At 69.2% G+C, this 17,059-nt stretch carries 17 protein-coding genes; 14 read left to right on the plus strand and 3 right to left on the minus strand.

Features of this window, described 5'->3' with window-relative positions:
* Positions 1-4: 4 nt before the first annotated feature.
* Positions 5-793, minus strand: coding sequence for a 2-keto-4-pentenoate hydratase (locus D7X30_RS07470; RefSeq protein ID WP_120562151.1), 789 nt, complete (start codon positions 791-793; stop codon positions 5-7).
* 184 nt (positions 794-977) lie between these two features.
* On the opposite strand from D7X30_RS07470, the gene D7X30_RS07475 reads away from it, so the two are divergent.
* The 7 genes from D7X30_RS07475 to D7X30_RS07505 are packed head-to-tail and all read left to right on the plus strand — an operon-like array spanning position 978 to position 7,771.
* Positions 978-2,420, plus strand: coding sequence for an aldehyde dehydrogenase (locus D7X30_RS07475; protein WP_120562152.1), 1,443 nt, complete (start codon positions 978-980; stop codon positions 2,418-2,420).
* Between the two features lie 16 nt (positions 2,421-2,436).
* Positions 2,437-2,865: a RidA family protein gene (locus D7X30_RS07480; protein WP_014393721.1), complete on the plus strand. Its 429-nt coding sequence runs from the start codon at positions 2,437-2,439 to the stop codon at positions 2,863-2,865.
* 1 nt (position 2,866) lies between these two features.
* Positions 2,867-3,391, plus strand: a complete 525-nt coding sequence (gene nbaC / locus D7X30_RS07485; protein WP_120562153.1) for a 3-hydroxyanthranilate 3,4-dioxygenase — start codon at positions 2,867-2,869, stop codon at positions 3,389-3,391.
* A complete protein-coding gene (locus D7X30_RS07490) occupies positions 3,388-4,404 on the plus strand; it encodes an amidohydrolase family protein (protein ID WP_120562154.1) in 1,017 nt (338 codons plus the stop codon). The genes nbaC and D7X30_RS07490 overlap by 4 nt, the downstream gene beginning before the upstream one ends.
* On the plus strand, positions 4,401-5,678 hold the full coding sequence (kynU, locus tag D7X30_RS07495; protein ID WP_120562155.1) for a kynureninase: 1,278 nt from the start codon (positions 4,401-4,403) through the stop codon (positions 5,676-5,678). Before D7X30_RS07490 ends, kynU begins: the two co-directional genes overlap by 4 nt.
* Complete coding sequence (locus D7X30_RS07500; RefSeq protein ID WP_120562156.1) at positions 5,665-7,056, plus strand: NAD(P)/FAD-dependent oxidoreductase; 1,392 nt, start codon at positions 5,665-5,667, stop codon at positions 7,054-7,056. Before kynU ends, D7X30_RS07500 begins: the two co-directional genes overlap by 14 nt.
* Positions 7,034-7,771, plus strand: a complete 738-nt coding sequence (locus tag D7X30_RS07505) for an SDR family oxidoreductase (protein WP_120562595.1) — start codon at positions 7,034-7,036, stop codon at positions 7,769-7,771. The genes D7X30_RS07500 and D7X30_RS07505 overlap by 23 nt, the downstream gene beginning before the upstream one ends.
* On the opposite strand, the gene D7X30_RS07510 is transcribed toward D7X30_RS07505, so the two are convergent.
* On the minus strand, positions 7,768-8,277 hold the full coding sequence (locus D7X30_RS07510; protein WP_120562157.1) for a hypothetical protein: 510 nt from the start codon (positions 8,275-8,277) through the stop codon (positions 7,768-7,770). The two genes, D7X30_RS07505 and D7X30_RS07510, sit on opposite strands and share 4 nt — an antisense overlap.
* A gap of 287 nt (positions 8,278-8,564) precedes the next feature.
* Here D7X30_RS07510 and D7X30_RS07515 point away from each other — a divergent pair, with 287 nt between their 5' ends.
* From D7X30_RS07515 to D7X30_RS07530, 4 genes are all read left to right on the plus strand, one after another.
* On the plus strand, positions 8,565-8,816 hold the full coding sequence (locus D7X30_RS07515; RefSeq protein ID WP_120562158.1) for a hypothetical protein: 252 nt from the start codon (positions 8,565-8,567) through the stop codon (positions 8,814-8,816).
* Positions 8,813-9,394: a hypothetical protein gene (locus tag D7X30_RS42690; protein WP_233591436.1), complete on the plus strand. Its 582-nt coding sequence runs from the start codon at positions 8,813-8,815 to the stop codon at positions 9,392-9,394. The genes D7X30_RS07515 and D7X30_RS42690 overlap by 4 nt, the downstream gene beginning before the upstream one ends.
* A 132-nt stretch (positions 9,395-9,526) precedes the next feature.
* Entirely contained in the window at positions 9,527-12,739 is a 3,213-nt protein-coding gene (locus D7X30_RS07525) for a TonB-dependent receptor (RefSeq protein ID WP_120562159.1), read from the plus strand.
* 40 nt (positions 12,740-12,779) lie between these two features.
* Positions 12,780-13,532 carry a hypothetical protein gene (locus tag D7X30_RS07530; protein WP_233591437.1) on the plus strand — a complete coding sequence of 251 codons (753 nt, stop codon included), beginning with the start codon at positions 12,780-12,782 and terminating at the stop codon, positions 13,530-13,532.
* Here the strand turns inward: D7X30_RS07530 and D7X30_RS07535 are convergent.
* Positions 13,504-14,217 (minus strand): HAD family phosphatase, encoded by a 714-nt coding sequence (locus tag D7X30_RS07535; protein ID WP_120562161.1) that lies wholly within the window; start codon positions 14,215-14,217, stop codon positions 13,504-13,506. The two genes, D7X30_RS07530 and D7X30_RS07535, sit on opposite strands and share 29 nt — an antisense overlap.
* A 214-nt stretch (positions 14,218-14,431) precedes the next feature.
* On the opposite strand from D7X30_RS07535, the gene D7X30_RS07540 reads away from it, so the two are divergent.
* The 3 genes from D7X30_RS07540 to D7X30_RS07550 all read left to right on the plus strand — a co-directional run bounded on the left by D7X30_RS07540 (position 14,432) and on the right by D7X30_RS07550 (position 16,975).
* Positions 14,432-16,075, plus strand: a complete 1,644-nt coding sequence (locus D7X30_RS07540) for a sigma 54-interacting transcriptional regulator (RefSeq protein WP_120562162.1) — start codon at positions 14,432-14,434, stop codon at positions 16,073-16,075.
* 6 nt (positions 16,076-16,081) lie between these two features.
* Positions 16,082-16,468 carry a hypothetical protein gene (locus tag D7X30_RS07545; protein WP_233591438.1) on the plus strand — a complete coding sequence of 129 codons (387 nt, stop codon included), beginning with the start codon at positions 16,082-16,084 and terminating at the stop codon, positions 16,466-16,468.
* Between the two features lie 129 nt (positions 16,469-16,597).
* The gene (locus D7X30_RS07550; RefSeq protein WP_233591439.1) at positions 16,598-16,975 is read left to right on the plus strand and encodes a hypothetical protein; all 378 of its coding nucleotides are present in this window, start codon (positions 16,598-16,600) and stop codon (positions 16,973-16,975) included.
* The last annotated feature ends 84 nt before the right edge of the window (positions 16,976-17,059 follow it).

The raw sequence follows: 17,059 nt of genomic DNA on the forward strand, positions 1-17,059 counted from the left end.
GCCTCTACTCGGCCGCCGTCACTTCCACGGTGCCCAGCCCGTCCACGGTCAGGCGCACGTGGTCGCCAGGCTTCATCAGGTAGGCGGCGGTGGCCGCGCCGGACAGCACCAGGCTTCCGGCGGGCAGCACCTGGCCGCGCTCCGCGAGCAGCGCGCACAGCTGGATGAGGGACACCACCGGGTCGCCGGAGATGGCGTCCGAGCGCGCCTCGCCCTCCACCTTGCCGTTCACCTCCATGCGCATCTGGAGCTTCGTCAGGTCCAGCTCGCGCGGGGCGCGCTCCAGGGTGCCCGGCACGAACAGCGACGACGACGCGTTGTCCGCCACCACGTCCGGCAGGCTGAAGTACTTGAAGCCCACGAAGCGCGAGTCCAGGACCTCCATGGCCGCGAAGACGGCGTCGCACGCGTCCAGCACCTCATCGCGCGTCACGGCGCCCTTGAGCTCCTTCGAGGTGCGGAAGGCGATCTCCGGCTCGATGCGCGGGTGGATGCCCGCGCCCACGCTCACCACGCCGCCGGGCTGCACGCGCATCCGGTCCGTGAGCACGCCGAAGATGGGCGAGCCCAGGTTCATCTGCTGGCGCTTCGCCTCCGACGTGAAGCCCATCTTCAGGCCCACCACCCGCTCGCCCTGGGCCTCGCGCAGCCGGATGCCCTCCGCCTGCACCGCGTAGCCGTCCGGCACGGTCAGGGTCGGGTGCGCATGCGACAGGGGCGGCACCTCTCGCCGCTCGCGCCGCGCCGCGTCCAGGATTCCAGCCAGGGCTGCTACATCCACTGTCGAGGTCATGCGCGAATCTTTTCCATGCCCGGCCCGCAATTCCACAAAGGTTTCACCTGTGGAGCGGGTCCCGGAGACGCTGGGAGCCAGACGGCCGCGCAAGCGAGCGCCATCCGACGCGGACTGTTCGGAATCCTGGAGGCGGCGGACGGCCGCGACATACATTGCCGCGTCTCCCTGAGGAGGGCGCGCCTTGGAGAAGGTCCTCAACTACATCGGTGGTGAGCTGGTGCCCGCGGCGGGCGGCCAGTGGCTGGACAAGCCGGAGCCCGCGACGGGCCAGCTCTACGCGCACGTGCCGGATTCACGCGAGGTGGACGTGCAGTCCGCCGTGGAGGCCGCGGGCCGGGCCTTCCCCGCGTGGGCCGCCCTGCCGGCGATGGAGCGCTCGCGGTACCTGCGCCGCATCGCGGGGCTCATCCACGAGCGCCTGGACGCCTTCGCGCGGGCGGAGTCCATCGACACGGGCAAGCCGCTGGCGGTGGCCCGCACGGTGGACATCCCGCGCAGCGTGCTCAACTTCGAGTTCTTCGCGGACGCGGCGACGCAGTTCTCCAGTGAAGCGCACCCCATGGACGGCGTGGCGCTCAACTACACGCTGCGCTCGCCGCTGGGCGTGGTGGGCTGCATCTCGCCGTGGAACCTGCCGCTGTACCTGCTCACGTGGAAGATCGCCCCCGCGCTGGCGGCCGGCAACTGCGTGGTGGCCAAGCCGTCGGAGGTGACGCCGATGACGGCCTTCCTCCTGTCGCAGGTGTGCCGCGACGCGGGGCTTCCGCCGGGCGTGCTCAACCTGGTGCACGGCCTGGGGCCTCACGTCGGTGGGCCGCTCACGCGCCACCCGGAGGTGAGCGCCATCTCCTTCACCGGCAGCACGCGCACGGGCGCGGAGATCGCCCGCGTGGCCGCGCCCGTGTTCAAGAAGCTGTCCCTGGAGATGGGCGGGAAGAACCCCAACGTCATCTTCGCGGACTGCGACTTCGACGAGGCGCTGGCCACCACGCTGCGCTCGTCGTTCGCCAACCAGGGGCAGATCTGCCTGTGCGGCCCGCGCATCTTCGTGCAGCGCTCGCTGTATCCGCGCTTCAAGGAAGCGCTGGTCGCGCGCACGAAGGCCCTCAAGGTGGGCGACCCGCTGGTGGAGGGCACGGACCAGGGCGCGCTGGTGTCGCGTGAGCACTTCGAGAAGGTGATGGGCTACATCGCGCTCGCGAAGCAGGAGGGCGGCAACATCCTCACCGGCGGCCAGCGCGCGAGCGTGCCCGGCCGCTGCGCGAACGGCTGGTTCATCGAGCCCACGCTGGTGGAGGGCCTGGCGCCCACGTGCCGCACGAACCAGGAGGAGATCTTCGGTCCGGTGGCGACGATCATGCCCTTCGACGACGAGGAGGAGGTGCTGTCGTGGGCCAACTCCACGCGCTACGGGCTGGCGGGCAGCGTGTGGACGAAGGACCTGGCGCGCGCGCACCGGTTCGCGTCCCGGCTGCACAGCGGCATCGTCTGGGTGAACACCTGGATGCTGCGCGACCTGCGCACGCCGTTTGGCGGAGTGAAGGAGTCCGGCGTGGGCCGCGAGGGCGGCTGGGACGCGCTGCGCTTCTTCACCGAGCCCAAGAACGTCTGCATCAAGCTTTGAGCGGGGAGAGCGACACGTGAGCGCTGGCGAGCGGATCGATTCGAAGAAGGCCCCGGAGCCGGTGGGGCTCTACCCCCACGCGCGCCGTGTGGGGAACTTGTTGTTCCTCTCCGGCGTGGGCCCGCGCGAGCGCGGCAGCAAGGCCATCCCGGGCGTGGAGCTGGACGCGGCGGGGAACATCGTCTCGTACGACATCGAGACGCAGTGCCACTCCGTGTTCCGCAACGTGCGCTACATCCTGGAGGACGCGGGCTCGTCGTGGGAGCGGCTGGTGGACGTGACGGTGTACCTCACGGACATGAAGCGGGACTTCCCCACGTACAACCGGCTGTGGGCGGAGTACTTCAAGGACAACCCGCCGTGCCGCACCACGCTGGAAATCAACGCGCTGCCTACGCCCATCGCGATTGAACTCAAGTGCATCGCCACCATTGGAGACGAGTGACATGGGCCGACTGACCCCCATCAACTTCAAGAAGTGGATCGACGAGCACCGCCCCCTGCTCAAGCCGCCCGTGGGCAACCAGCAGGTGTGGGCGGACCGGGACTTCATGGTCACGGTGGTGGGCGGGCCCAACTCGCGCACGGACTTCCACATCAACGAAGGCGAGGAGTTCTTCTACCAGCTGGAGGGAGACATCACCCTGCGCGTCATCGACGAGGGACAGGTGCAGGACGTCCCCATCCGCGAGGGGGAAATCTTCCTGCTGCCGCCCAAGGTGCCGCACTCGCCGCAGCGGCCCGCGGGCACCATCGGGCTGGTGCTGGAGCGCCGCCGCCAGCCGCAGGAGTTGGATTCCTTCCTGTGGCTGTGCCCGAAGTGCGGCGAGAAGCTCTATGAGGAATCGCTGCACGTCACCAACCTGGTGACGCAGCTGCCGCCGGTGTTCGAGCACTTCTACGGCAACCCCGAGAACTGCACGTGCAAGAAGTGCGGCACGATGGTGGCGCGGGGTGGTGCGCCCAAGTGAAGGTCGACATCCACACGCACCTCCTCCCCCCGGAGCTGCCCCGCTTCGCCGAGCGCTTCGGCTACGGCGGCTTCATCGCGCTGGACCACCACGCGCCCTGCCGCGCGCGGATGATGCGGGACGACGGGAAGTTCTTCCGCGAGATTGAAAGCAACTGCTGGGACCCGAAGCAGCGCGTCACCGAGTGCGACGCGCACGGCGTCCAGGTGCAGGTGCTGTCCACGGTGCCGGTGCTGTTCAGCTATTGGGCAAAACCGCAGGACGGCCTGGAGGTGGCGCGCTTCCTCAACGACCACCTGGCCGGCGCGGTGGCGACAGCGCCGAAGCGCTTCGTGGGCCTGGGCACGGTGCCGCTCCAATCCACCGACCTGGCGGTCAAGGAATTGGAGCGCTGCGTGCGCACGCTCGGGTTCGCGGGCGTGCAGATTGGCAGCCACGTCAATGACCTGAACCTGTCCGACCCGGCCCTCTTCCCCTTCTTCCAGGCGGCGAGCGACCTGGGCGCGGCCGTCTTCGTGCACCCGTGGGACATGATGGGTGAGGCGAAGATGACGAAGTACTGGCTGCCGTGGCTGGTGGGGATGCCGGCGGAGGTGTCGCTGGCCATCTGCTCGCTCATCTTCGGTGGCGTGATGGAGCGGCTGCCGAAGCTGCGGCTCGCGTTCGCACATGGAGGCGGCGCGTTCCCCGGCACGCTGGGCCGCATCCAGCACGGCTTTGAAGTGCGCCCGGACCTGGTGGCGGTGGACAACCCCGTCGCGCCGCGCGACTACCTGGGCCGGTTCTGGGTGGACTCGCTGGTGCACGACGCGGAGACATTGCGCGGCATCGTGAAGCTGTTCGGCGCGGACAAGGTGGCGCTGGGCAGTGACTACCCCTTCCCGCTGGGCGAGGAGCGGCCCGGCACGCTCATCGAGTCGCTGACGGACCTGGCTCCTTCCGTGCGCGAGCGGCTGCTCTCCCGCAATGCCCTGGAGTGGCTGGGGCGCTCGCACGAGGACTTCGCACCATGACGGCCCCTGTCTACGAGAACACCGATGTGTTCGCCTACGGCCTGGACGCAGCGGATCCGCTGAGGCCCCTGCGCGACGAGTTCCTCTTCCCCCCGGCCCCCTCCGGCGCGCCGGCCATCTACCTGGCGGGCAATTCGCTGGGGCTGCAGCCGCGCAAGGCGCGCAAGTACGTGCAGATGGAGATGGAGGACTGGGAGCGGCTGGGCGTGGAGGGCCACGTGCACGGCCGCCACCCGTGGCTGCCCTACCACGAGCAGCTCACCGGGATGGTGGCGCGGGTGGTGGGCGCGCAGCCCATTGAAGTCGTGGTGATGAACACCCTGTCGGTGAACCTGCACCTGATGATGGTGTCGTTCTACCGGCCCACGCGTGAGCGCTTCAAAATCCTGATTGAAGGCGGCGCCTTCCCGTCGGACCAGTACGCGGTGGCGTCGCAGGCGCGCTTCCACGGCTACGACCCGAAAGAGGCCATCGTCCGGCTGATGCCCCGCGAGGGCGAGGACACGCTGCGCTCCGAGGACATCCTGGAGGCCATCGAGCGGCACGGGAAGGAGCTCGCGCTGGTGATGCTGGGCAGCGTGAACTACCTCACCGGGCAGGCGTTCGACCTGCGCGAGATTACGCGCGTGGCGCACGCGCAGGGCTGCAAGGTGGGCTTCGACCTGGCGCACGGGGCGGGCAACCTGAAGCTGTCGCTGCACGACGACGGGCCGGACTTCGCGGTGTGGTGTTCGTACAAGTACCTCAACGGCGGACCGGGCAGCCTGGGCGGCGTGTTCGTGCACGAGCGGCACGCGCATTCGCCCCAGCTGCCGCGCTTCGAGGGCTGGTGGGGGCACAACAAGGCCACGCGCTTCGAGATGGGCCCCACCTTCGACCCGCTGCCGGGCGCGGAGGGGTGGCAGCTGTCCAACCCGCCCATCTTCCAGTTGGCGGCGCTGCGTTCGTCGCTGGAGCTGTTCGACAGGGCGACGATGGCGGCTTTGCGCACCAAGAGCGACCAGCTGACGGGCTACATGGAGTTCCTGCTGGACCGGCTGCCCGCGGGCTACGTCTCCATCACCACGCCGCGGGATTTGAAGCAGCGCGGGGCGCAGCTGTCCCTGCGCTTCAAGGGCGAGCCGAAGCGGCTGCTCCAGCGGCTGTCCGCGGCCGGCATCATCTGCGACTTCCGCGAGCCGGACATCATCCGCGCCGCGCCCGCGCCCCTCTACAACACGTACCTGGACGTCTTCCGCTTCGTGAAGGCGCTGGAGGCCCATGCCCTCGAATGAGTCGAAGCTGACGGTGGTGGGAGCGGGTCTGGTGGGGTCGCTGCTCTCGCTGTACCTGGCCCGCCGGGGCCACACGGTAGAGGTGCTGGAGCGCCGGGCGGACATGCGCCGCGAGACGCTGGACGCGGGGCGCTCCATCAATCTGGCCATCTCCACGCGCGGCCTGCATGCCTTGCGGCAGGTGGGCCTGGAGGAGGAGGCGCTGAAGCACGCCATCCCCATGCGCGGGCGGGTCATCCACCCGGTGAAGGGCGAGCTTGCCTACCAGCCGTATGGGAAGGACGACTCGCAGCACATCAATTCCCTGTCACGCGGCTGGCTGAACAAGTTCCTGATGACACAGGCGGAGGCCACGGGCCGCGTGTCCATCCGGTTCCGTCAGCGGGTGACGCAGGCGGACCCAGCCGCAGGGGCGCTCACGGTGCTGGATGAAGCCACGGGCGCGACGCGGGAGGTGCGCGACGCGGTGGTGTTCGGCACGGACGGCTCGGGTTCGGCGGTGCGGCAGGCGCTGCAATCCCAGACGGGTTCCCAGGCGGACTCGCGGACGCTGGGGCATGGCTACAAGGAGCTGACGATTCCGCCGGGCGAGGGCGGGCGCTTCCAGATGGAGAAACACGCGCTGCACATCTGGCCGCGCGGCACGTACATGCTCATCGCGCTGCCGAATGAAGACGGCAGCTTCACGTGCACGCTGTTCCTGCCGTGGGAGGGGCCGGTGAGCTTCGCGTCGCTCCAGACGCCCGCCGCGCTGGAGGCGTTCTTCCAGGAACAGTTCCCGGACGCGAAGGCGATGATTCCGGGGCTGGTGGAGGAGTTCTTCTCCCGGCCCACCGGGCAGATGGTGACGGTGAAGTGCGCGCCGTGGCACGCGGGAGGAAGCACGCTGCTGTTGGGCGACGCGGCGCACGCGATGGTCCCCTTCTACGGACAGGGGATGAACTGCGGCTTCGAGGACTGCGTGGTGCTGGACGCGCTGCTGGCGCGGCAGCCGGACTGGGCGGCGGCGTTCGACGAGTTCGAGCGGCTGCGCAAGACGAACGCGGACGCCATCGCGGACATGGCGGTGGAGAACTTCATCGAGATGCGCGACAGCACGGCGGATCCGCGCTTCCTGTTGGAGAAGGGCGTGGAGAAGGTGCTGCTCAACGCGTTCCCGGGCGAGTTCGTCAGCCGCTACTCGCTGGTGAGCTTCAGCCGCGTGCCCTATCGGCTGGCGTACGGCGTGGGCTCCATCGCGGGCGGCATCGTGTCGGAGCTGGCGAAGGACTTGAAGCGGCCGGACGACGTGGACCTGGACCTGGCGGCGAAGCTGATTCGCGGCCGGCTGACCCCTTTCATGGAGGAGCACGCGGATGGATTTCGGCTTGAAGGGTAGGCGGGCGCTGGTGACGGGCGCGTCATCGGGGCTGGGGCGCGCCATCGCGGACACGCTGGTGAAGGAGCGCGCGACGGTGGCGGTGTCCTCGCGAGGCGGGGAGAAGCTCCAGAAGGCGGCGAAGGAGCTGGGCGCCGCGCTGGCGGTGCCATGTGATTTGACGCAGCCAGGAGCCGCGCGCGGGCTGGTGCGCGAGGTGACCGAGAAGCTGGGCGGCCTGGACGTGCTGGTGGTGAACGCGGGAGGCCCGCCGTCCGGAGGCTTCGAGGCCATCACGGTGGAGCAATGGCAGACAGGGTTCCAGAGCCTGTGGCTGGCCACGGTGGATGCGATTCAGGAAGCGCTGCCGGGCATGAAGGCACAGGGTTGGGGCCGCATCGTGCTGGTGACGTCCACGGCGGCGCGTGAGGCGCTGAGCAACCTCACGGTGTCCAACGGCCTGCGCGCGGGATTGCTGGGGCTGGTGAAGAGCCTGAGCAATGAAGTGGCGCCGTATGGCATCACGGTGAACGCGGCGCTGCCGGGCTACCACGCGACGGACCGGATGAAGGACCTGGGACTGTCCGACGAGAAGGTGGCGCCGAACATCCCCGCACGGCGGCTGGGGAGGCCGGAGGAGTTCGCGGCGCTGGTGACGTTCCTGGCGTCGGAGCCGGCCGCGTATATCAGCGGCCAATCCATCGCCTGCGACGGTGGAGCGCTGAAGGGCTTCTAGGGTCCCATGTGCACAATCAGGTAGAGCAGGCACGTGCCGGCACCCACGGACACGCCCACGGCCCACACCGCGGCCGATGAGATGGCTCGCAGCAGTCCGTAGGCGCCCAGCAGCGCCGCGGACACGAGCCATCCGCCGAGGAAGCTGGACACGAACACGAGCGGCGTGAGCGAGTACGACACCTCGCAGCTCGAACCCAAGCACTCGCCGAACGGCAGTGGCAGTGCGAGCTTGTCGAGGACGAAGGCCGTCGCGCCGAGCCCCGAGAGCAGCGCCCCCGCCAACGACAGCCACCGCCAGGCCCTGCCGGAGAGCGCGAAGGCGCCCTCATTCCGCCAGCGTGGCGCCCGGCGCAAGGTGACGATGACGAGGGCCAGCAGGCCCAAGCCCAATCCCAACGTCACCGGGAGCACGGCGACGCCGCGGAATGCCGTCGCCAGCATCCACAGACCGAAGAGAAGGGAGCCGAGGCACAGGGCCGCGAAGAGCGCGAGGCGTGAGATCATCAGGGCTTTTATATGCCGATTCAGCCGCGTCGCACAGCGGACAGCCCGCCCCCTGAGACGATGGAGCCTTGAGAGGATTCCGAAGTGACGTCGGCGGCCTTCCGGGGGGAAGGCCATGGATGCGACAAGATGGGCGGCATGTCTGGGACTGACGTGGCTGCTCACGGGCTGCGCGACGGGCAGTGGAACAGACAGAGCCAGGGCCCGGAGGCTGGAGAGAAGCCTGTGTCCATGTTCCGCTACGGCGTGACACGGGAGAAATCTTCCGATGCTCCTTGGGAATTGGAATGCCCCTCCAGGTCGAAGGCTCGGAGCCGATCCCGGTGGAACTGGCCCAGCGCATCGCGGCGAACTGCGCCAATCTGGCGGCCCAGACCGTGTTCAGTTCAACCACCCCGGTAACAGCCCTCGGTCTTGCATGTGAGGAGTTCAGGAGCACCCTCATGATTGCGCTCGACGCGGCCGTTGTCGGCTCACGGGTCAGGCAACAGTGCCATTCGGCGACGCTCACATTCAAATCCAAGCCCAGGAAGCCATGACGCCTTCCGCCGAAGACCTGCTCGCGGTTGCACGTCTCTACTGGGGTGCCGACCAGGCCTATCGCTTCCGTCAGGAGCCCAGTCACGAAGACCTTCGTTACGAGGCACTCTGGGCTGAGAAAAATGCGGAGAGGCCCCGCTGGGAGTCCTTTGTGAAGGCGCTTCGAGAAGCGCTTCCCAGTTGCGATGCCTGGGACTACGCGCCGGGCCTGGCGAACCCCAGCTTCGGCGTGCTGGTCTACCCGCATCAGGAGCAGGACATGATGCGTCCACAGACGCGCTGGACCGTCGCCGGGTACCTCAGCATCCTGGCCCCCCTCTACACCGTGCATTGTGTTCGCCGGGTCTTCCTGGGGAAGCACCTCATGGAATCGAAGGTCTTCCTCGGCCCCGCCCCGCTGGAACTGCAAGGCATCGCGGACACGGTCGCCCGACACATCGAGGCCGAATACGGCGCGACGGCACTCCCCCTCGAAATCGCGCAGACGCCCGTCCCCCTCTACGTCAACTTCATGAAGCCGCCGGAGACCACGCTCTTCCACGCGCTCTTCACCTCCGAGCCCGGGAACATCCTCTGAGCCCCCTCCCCCTGGCCTGACGCAACGGGCCAGCCGTTTTCCACTCTGGCGGCAAAGTCTTTTTGATTTGGGCTGGTGGATTTCTCACGTTTTGCGACAGAGTTCGCCGCCTTCGCCGGGAGGGGCGCAGACGTGTCCAGACGAATCCGTTTCATCCGTGGGCTGTGGCTCATGGTCGTGTTGTGGGGAGCCGGGGCTTGGGCCCAGGGCAACTCGGTCATCACCGGGACGGTGGTTGGCGCCGAGGACCGCCGGCCGCTGGCCGACGTGCTCGTCACCGCCACATCTCCCCAGTTGCAGGGCGAGCGAACCGTCCTCACCGACAAGAGCGGCCTGTATCGCATCCCGCAGCTGCCTCCTGGCACCTATGTCGTGCGCTTCGAGGCTCAGGGCTTCACGCCCTATGCCCGCGACGGCATCCTGCTGCGCATCGACCGCACCATCCGCTTCAACTCGGAGCTGGTACCGGACTCGATGAGCGTCAGCTACGACATCGTCGGCTCACCGCCGACCCTGGACGTGGGCTCCAGCGCCGCGGGCGTCACCGTGGACCAGGAGTTCATCCGCAACATCGCCGTCATCCGCCCCGGCACCAAGGGCTCCGCGTCCCGCTCCTTCGAGGGCCTGGCCGAGCTCGCCCCCGGCGCCACCGAGGACCGCTACGGCGTGAGCATCAGCGGCAGCTCTTCTCCTGAGAGCCAGTACGTCGTGGACGGCCTGTCCGTGAACGACCCCGGCGTGGGCACGCTGGGCACGCCCCTGTCCGTGGAGTTCGTGAAGGAGGTCAACATCATCACCGGCGGCTACATGCCGGAGTACGGCCGCTCCACCGGCGGTGTGCTCAACGTCGTCACCAAGTCCGGCTCCAATGAGTTCCACGGCTCCGTGTTCGCCAACTACGCCCCCGGCCTGCTCCAGCGGTCCGGCAAGGAGATCCTCCGCGAGGGCAGCGTCATCTCCGCGCAGGGCAGCGCCCACAACCTGGGCGACTTCGGCTTCGACCTGGGCGGCCCCCTCCTCAAGGACAAGCTCTGGTTCTACGTGGGCGTCGCGCCGTCCTTCAATCGCATCGAGGTGAACCGCCAGCTCAACAGCTACGAGCTGTGCACGGAGGCGGACCTCGGCAGCAACGGCTGCAAGAAGGTGGGCGACCGCCGCAAGGACCTCTCCACCGGCTTCTCCCAGGTGACGCCCATCGACGGCAGCCGCACCAGCCGCTTCGCCGACGAGCGCAGCGTGCAGTACCTGGGCAAGCTCACCTACAACTTCAACCCGGACCACAGCCTGTCCGTGTCCGTGTTCGGCACGCCGCGCTCGTCCGGCGGCAGCAACAAGTACTCCTTCAGCGACGACGGCGAGCCGGAGGTGTGCACCAGCCTGTCCTGCACCAGCTTCGTGCAGGGCGCGTATGAATCCATCGCCACCCGGCGCAGCAACAGCGCCATGGACATCGTCGCGAAGCAGGCGTCGTCCTTCTTCGACAAGAAGCTGCTCGTGGACGCGACGCTCGGCTGGCACCACCAGGCGGACTCCATCCTCCCGTCGGACGGCTCGGACCTGGGCTCCGGGGAGGGCCTGTCCGCGAAGCCCCGCATCGCGTGGACCCGCAACCGGAACCCCGGCTACCACACCATCAACGAGTTCGAGTCGCTCCCGGCCCTGAACCCCGATGCCTGCGGCACCACGCCCGAGGAGCAGCGGCTGCGCTGCCCCGTGACGGGCTATTCCACGGGCGGCCCCGGCACCATCAGCGTCCAGCGGCTGGACCGCGTGCAGGGCAAGGTGATGGGCACGTACCTGCTGGAGGCCCTGGGCCACCACATCCTCAAGGCCGGCGCGGACATCGAGCGGATGAGCTTCTACAACAACCGCGCGCGCACCGGCTTCACGCACTGGCAGGAGTGCACCGGCGGCGACTGCTTCTTCACCCTCAGCCAGTACGGCTACCTGGCGGGCCCGGACCTGCCGGTGTTCCTGCCCAACAAGGAAGGCACCTCCACGTCCACCACCGTGGGCGGCTTCCTCCAGGACAGCTGGTCCGTCATGGACAAGGTCACCGTCAACGTGGGCCTGCGCTACGACGTGCAGACCATCTACGGCCTGGATGGCGAGGTGGGCCTGCACCTGCCCAACCAGTGGTCCCCGCGCCTGGGCGTCATCTACGACCCGACGCAGAGTGGCCGCGCCAAGCTCTTCGCCAACTACGCGCGCTTCTTCGAGAACGTCCCCCTGGACATGGCGGACCTGTCCTTCCCGCAGCAGCAGCTGCTCTCCGCCACCTACGACTCGCCCCCGTGCAATCCCTCCCGTGAAGGGTCGCTGCTGGGGGACTGCACCCAGAACGCCAACCGCCAGCCCATTGGCAACCGCGAGAGCCCCAACCAGCTGTGGGACGCGCAGGGCGGCGACCGCGTGCCGGCGGACCCCCAGATTCGCGCCCAGTCCGCGGACGAGTTCGTGGTGGGCGGTGAGTACGAGCTCTTCACCGCGAGCCGCCTGGGCGCCACGTACACCCGGCGCTACCTCAACGACGTCATCGAGGACATGAGCCGCGACGACGGCAGCACCTTCTTCCTGGGCAACCCGGGCAAGGGCTACTCCACGGACTTCCCGCTGGCGAGGCGCGAGTACGACGCGGTGAACCTCTACTTCCAGCGCGCCTTCACCAACGGGTGGCTGGCCCAGGCCAGCTACACCTGGTCCACCCTGCGCGGGAACTACTCCGGCCTGTTCCGCGCGGACACCGGCCAGCTGTCCCCCAACCTCACGCGCGACTTCGACCTGGTGTCGCTCACCGTCAACCGCGAGGGACAGCTGCCCGGGGACCGCACGCATTCCTTCAAGGTGTTCGCCGCGAAGGAGCTGGTGCTGGGGCCTCGCACCAGCATCAACGTGGGCGGCAACTACCGGGCGCGCTCCGGCACGCCGCTCAACTACCTGGGCCTGCACCCGCGCCGCAGCGGTTCGGAGACGTTCATCCTGCCGCGCGGCAGCGCGGGCCGGCTGCCCTGGGTGCACGGCGTGGACGGGCACGTGGGCCTCAACCAGCGGCTGGTGAAGGACTACGTCCTCACGGTGTCCCTGGACGTGTTCAACCTCTTCAACTTCCAGCAGTACACGGACGTGGACCAGACCTTCGCCACCACGCGCGTGTACGCCATCGAGCAGGGCGGCAAGCCGGACGACCTCACCGCCTGCCTCACCCAGAACAACCCCAACTGCAAGGTCATCTCCACCGCCACGGGGCTGCCCATCAGCGTTCAGGACATCAACCCCAACTTCAAGCGGCCCACCGCCTACCAGGCCCCGCGCTCCATCCGCCTGGGCGCGAAGCTCAGCTTCTAGGCCCAAGCCCATGAGGACTCCCGCGATGAAGCTTCGTTGGATGGCAGTGAGTGCAGGGCTCGCGGCGGCGACCGTCGCCGTGGGTGCGTGCGGCAGTGAACCGGAGCCCGAGTGCGTCGTGGCTCGCGCCGTGTCGGACGGCTCCACCGGCTCGTTCGCCGCGTCGTATCAGCTCAAGCCCGGGCAGAACCCGGACACCGCCTGCGCGCAGCTCAAGCCCGAGCCGCTGGGGCTGCAGAAGTTCTTCAGCCAGGACCCGGCCGCGCCCGACACCGTGGGCGTGCGCAGCGCGCGGCTGGGCAAGTTGATGGAGGACTTCGCGTCCCGGCTGACGGAGGACTCGAAGGCTTCCGCCACCGCGGTGGGCGCCTTCGCTTCCGCGACGCCGGGGGCGGACCACTTCTGCTCGGTGCCGGAGCTCACCCAGACGCGGCTGGAGGTGCCCGCGTCCGCGGCGCCTGACGGCGGCCTGCTGCCCGAGCAGGACTTCGTCTACGCGTGGAGCAACCTGCGCATCTACAACACGCCGGAGATTCCGGGCACGCAGTTCACCGCGGACCTCGGGTACTCGGAGAACGGCTGCAGCGCCGAGTACACCGTGAAGGGCATCTGGCCGGTGGTGAAGTGCCAGAACAGCAAGACGAAGCTGCCGGACGACACGCTGTGCGACCCGTACGCGGACTACGACGCGGGACGGCTGCGCGGCTCCGGCATCAACCCGCTGTTCCCCGTGAAGTGCGACCCGGACGCGTTCATCTGCGTGCTCACGGGTGAGGTGCCGTCGGCGCCGTGAAGCCGTGGCTTCCGGGACGCAGCGCCTGCGGCAGGTCCCGGAAGTCCCTTACCAGCCAGTCCGGCCGCTCGCGCATCAGGACCTCGCGCGGGAACGACGTGGCGACGGCGACACACGCCGCGCCCGCGGCCCGCGCGGCCCTCAGCCCCGCCACCGCGTCCTCGAATACCACGCAGGCGTGCGGCGGGACGCCCAGCGCGGCGGAGGCCTTGAGGTACACCTCTGGATCCGGCTTGCCCCGCGTCACGTCCGTGGACGTCACCCGCACGGGGAACAGGTGCTCCAGCCCCACGCGCTCCAGGGCCCGCTCCGCGTTCTCCGCCAGGGCGCTCGTGCCCAGGGCCCAGGGCACGCCCGCCTGCTTCAGGGACATCAGGTAGGCGCCCACGCCGGGCACGGGGGACACCGGCTCGTGGTCGAGCAGCCGGTGGAAGGCCCGCTCCCGGTCGTCCGTGAGCACGGCCACCTGCTCGTCATCCAATTCCGCGCCGAACCACGCGCGCAGCGTCTCCCCGGCCCGCAGGCCGTTGGTGGCGAGCAGCTGCTCGCGCGTGGGCACGTAGCCCCGCTCGCGAGCGAACTCATCCCAGACGCGGTAGTGCAGTTCGGTCGTGTCGATGACCACGCCGTCCAGGTCGAAGAGGACGGCGCCGAAGACAGTGATGTTCGAGGTCGATGGAGTCATGAAGGTCGCGCTCCCTCTCGAAGATCCACACGGCACGCGTCACAAACCTATTCATCGGATGGGACGCGGGCGTGGCTTCCGCCCCTACCGCCCGTGCCCACCTTGCGAGCAGCCGTGGGGACGGTTCCCGGCCGTCATCAGGGGGCGTGCGCAGAGGAACGACGCCTGCCAGGCCCCGGGGCAGCCAGCCCGTTGTAGGCTGCCTGGGAGGTCCATGCCGCCCAAGAACCCCACGAATTTCTCCACGACCGCCGTCCGCACGCAGGGCACGCCGTCACAGGCCGCCCAGGTGATGCCGGCGTTGACGCTCATTGGCCATGCCCAGCCCCAGCGCATCGGGGAGCGGCTGCTGCTGGACGGGTTGCTGTCCGGAGAGCGCGCGGTGGCGCTGTCCCGCAACGCGCCGGACTTCAGCCGTCCGGGCGCGGTGCTGGCGCTGCCCCTGGGGGACCCCTTCCTCAGCCGGACGCCGGTGCGCTTCGAGGCGGGGACGCACGGGAGCGTGCGGCTGCGGGTGCCGGAGGGCGGGACGCCGGTGTGGGTGGGCAGCGAGCCGGTGCGCGGCGGGCGGGAGTTCCCCGCGGAGGCGCTGGTGGCGGGCGTACCGCTGGTGCTCGCCGGGCGCGTGGCGCTGCTGCTGCACCAGGCCACCGTGCGCGGCGCGGGTGCCCAGACGGAGCTGGCGGGGCTGGGCATGGTGGGCGACAGCGAGGGCATCGTCCGCGTGCGCGAGGACGTGCTGCGCGTGGCCGACCTCCTGGTCCCCGTTCTGGTGCGGGGCGAGACGGGCACGGGCAAGGAGCTGGTGGCGCGCGCGCTCCATGCGCGGAGCCCACGCCACGCGGGGCCCTTCGTCAGCGTCAACCTGGGCGGCCTGGCGAAGGACCTCATCGCCGCGGAGCTGTTCGGCGCGGTGCGGGGTGCGTTCACCGGCGCCGCGCGCGACCGGGAGGGCTTCTTCCGCGCCGCCCATGGCGGCACGCTCTTCCTGGATGAAGTGGCGGAGGCGCCTCCGGAGGTCCAGGCGGCGCTCCTGCGCGTGCTGGAGACCCAGGAGGTCTATCCCGTGGGCGCGCAGACGCCGGTGCGCGTGGACGTGCGGCTCGTCACCGCCACGGACGCGGACCTGGAGTCGCGCATCCACGACGGCCACTTCAAGGCCCCGCTGCTGCACCGGCTGGCGGGCTTCGAAATCACCGTGCCCCCGCTGCGCGAGCGCCGCGAGGACATCGCGCCGCTGTTCCTCCACTTCGCGCGCCAGGAGCTGGAGTCCACGGGCGAGGCGGGGCGGCTGAGCTCCTCGGACGCGCGCGCGGAGCCGTGGCTGCCCGCGTCGCTCGCCGCGCGGCTGGTGCGCTCCGCGTGGCCCGGCAACGTGCGCCAGCTCCGCAACGTCGCGCGGCAGCTCGTGATTGGGAGCCGGGGCCTGCCGGGGCTGCGCGTGGATGCGCGGCTGGAGCAGTCGCTGGACGCCGACGCGCTGCCCATCCCCGGACACCCCCTGAGCGAGCACGCGCCCTCCCCTGCCTCGGAGGACACGCCCGCGCCTTCGCAGACGCGCGCCCCCGCGCGGCGCAAGCCGTCGGAGGTGAGCGAGCAGGAGGTGCTGGAGGCCCTGCGCGCCTGTGCATGGGACTTGAAGGCCACGGCGGACTGGCTGGGCATCCCGCGCTCCTCCGTGTACGTGCTCATCGACAAGAGTTCGCTCCTGCGGACCGCGCGAGACCTGAGCCCGGAGGAGATCACCCGCTGCTTCCACGAGTGCGAGGGCGACCTGGACCGCATGGTGCAGAAGCTGGAGGTCTCCCGCCGCGCGCTCCATCGCCGTGTGCGTGAGCTGGGATTGGACGCGAGCTGAGCTGGTATGGCGTCTGCAATGGCGGTGGGCACCATGCCCACCAACACCATCACCATCGACGTCTCCACGACCCCTGTTACCTACAACCCCAGCCCCGATGTGAAGCACGGCGACACGGTGGTCTTCACGTTGGGCAATGCGCTCAGCGCCACCGCCACCATCACGTTCCCCAACGGCACCTGCCTCACCACGTCTGGCCCGTACACGCTCGGGGGCCCCACGATGGCGACCGCGCCCCTGACCGTCGCCCTGACGGCGGCGCGCGGGGTCTATACCTTCGACGTGGACTTCAACAGCGGGCAGGAGTCCCTGGCCCGCAAGGGCCACGAGTGGGACCGGAAGAACGGCGGCATCGACGTGAACAACGACCCGCCGAAGGAGCTGCTCCGGTAGGTGCCGGACACGTCAGCTCCCGGCCCCGGACGTGTCATTGACGCGTCCGGGAATGCGCGGCCGTGAAACATCCGGGCGCATCTTCAAGACATGCATGTTGGTACAGGGGCTGCAATGCTATGCGGACCTATGGCCACCATCACAGTCGACCTCTCCACGGTTCCCATCAGCTACAACCCCGGCCCGGAAGTGAAACACGGCGACACGGTTGTCTTCTCGATGGGCAGCTACCCTGCCTCCTACACCGCCACCATCACGTTCCCCCACGGGAACTGCCTCACCGTCTCCACCACGACCCCGTACCCGTACGAGCTCGGAGGGCTCCACGCGCTGGCGACCTCCCCGCTGACCGTCTCCATGACGGCGCCGAAGCGGGTCTACGAGTTCGACGCGACCATCGACGATGGGTCGAGCCCCCCGAGCGCGGACAAGGTCGGTCCGCCGCTCGATCTGGACCGGAAGAACGGCGGCATCGACGTGAACAACGACCCGCCAGAGACCGTCTGACCGACGGACACGTCAGCCCCGGACCGTGCCATTGACGCGTCCGGGGCCCTGTCCCGTGTCGCGGCCGTGAACCCTCCCAGGGTC

It is taken from the genome of Corallococcus sp. AB011P, assembly GCF_003611605.1.
GTDB classification, from domain to species: domain Bacteria; phylum Myxococcota; class Myxococcia; order Myxococcales; family Myxococcaceae; genus Corallococcus; species Corallococcus coralloides.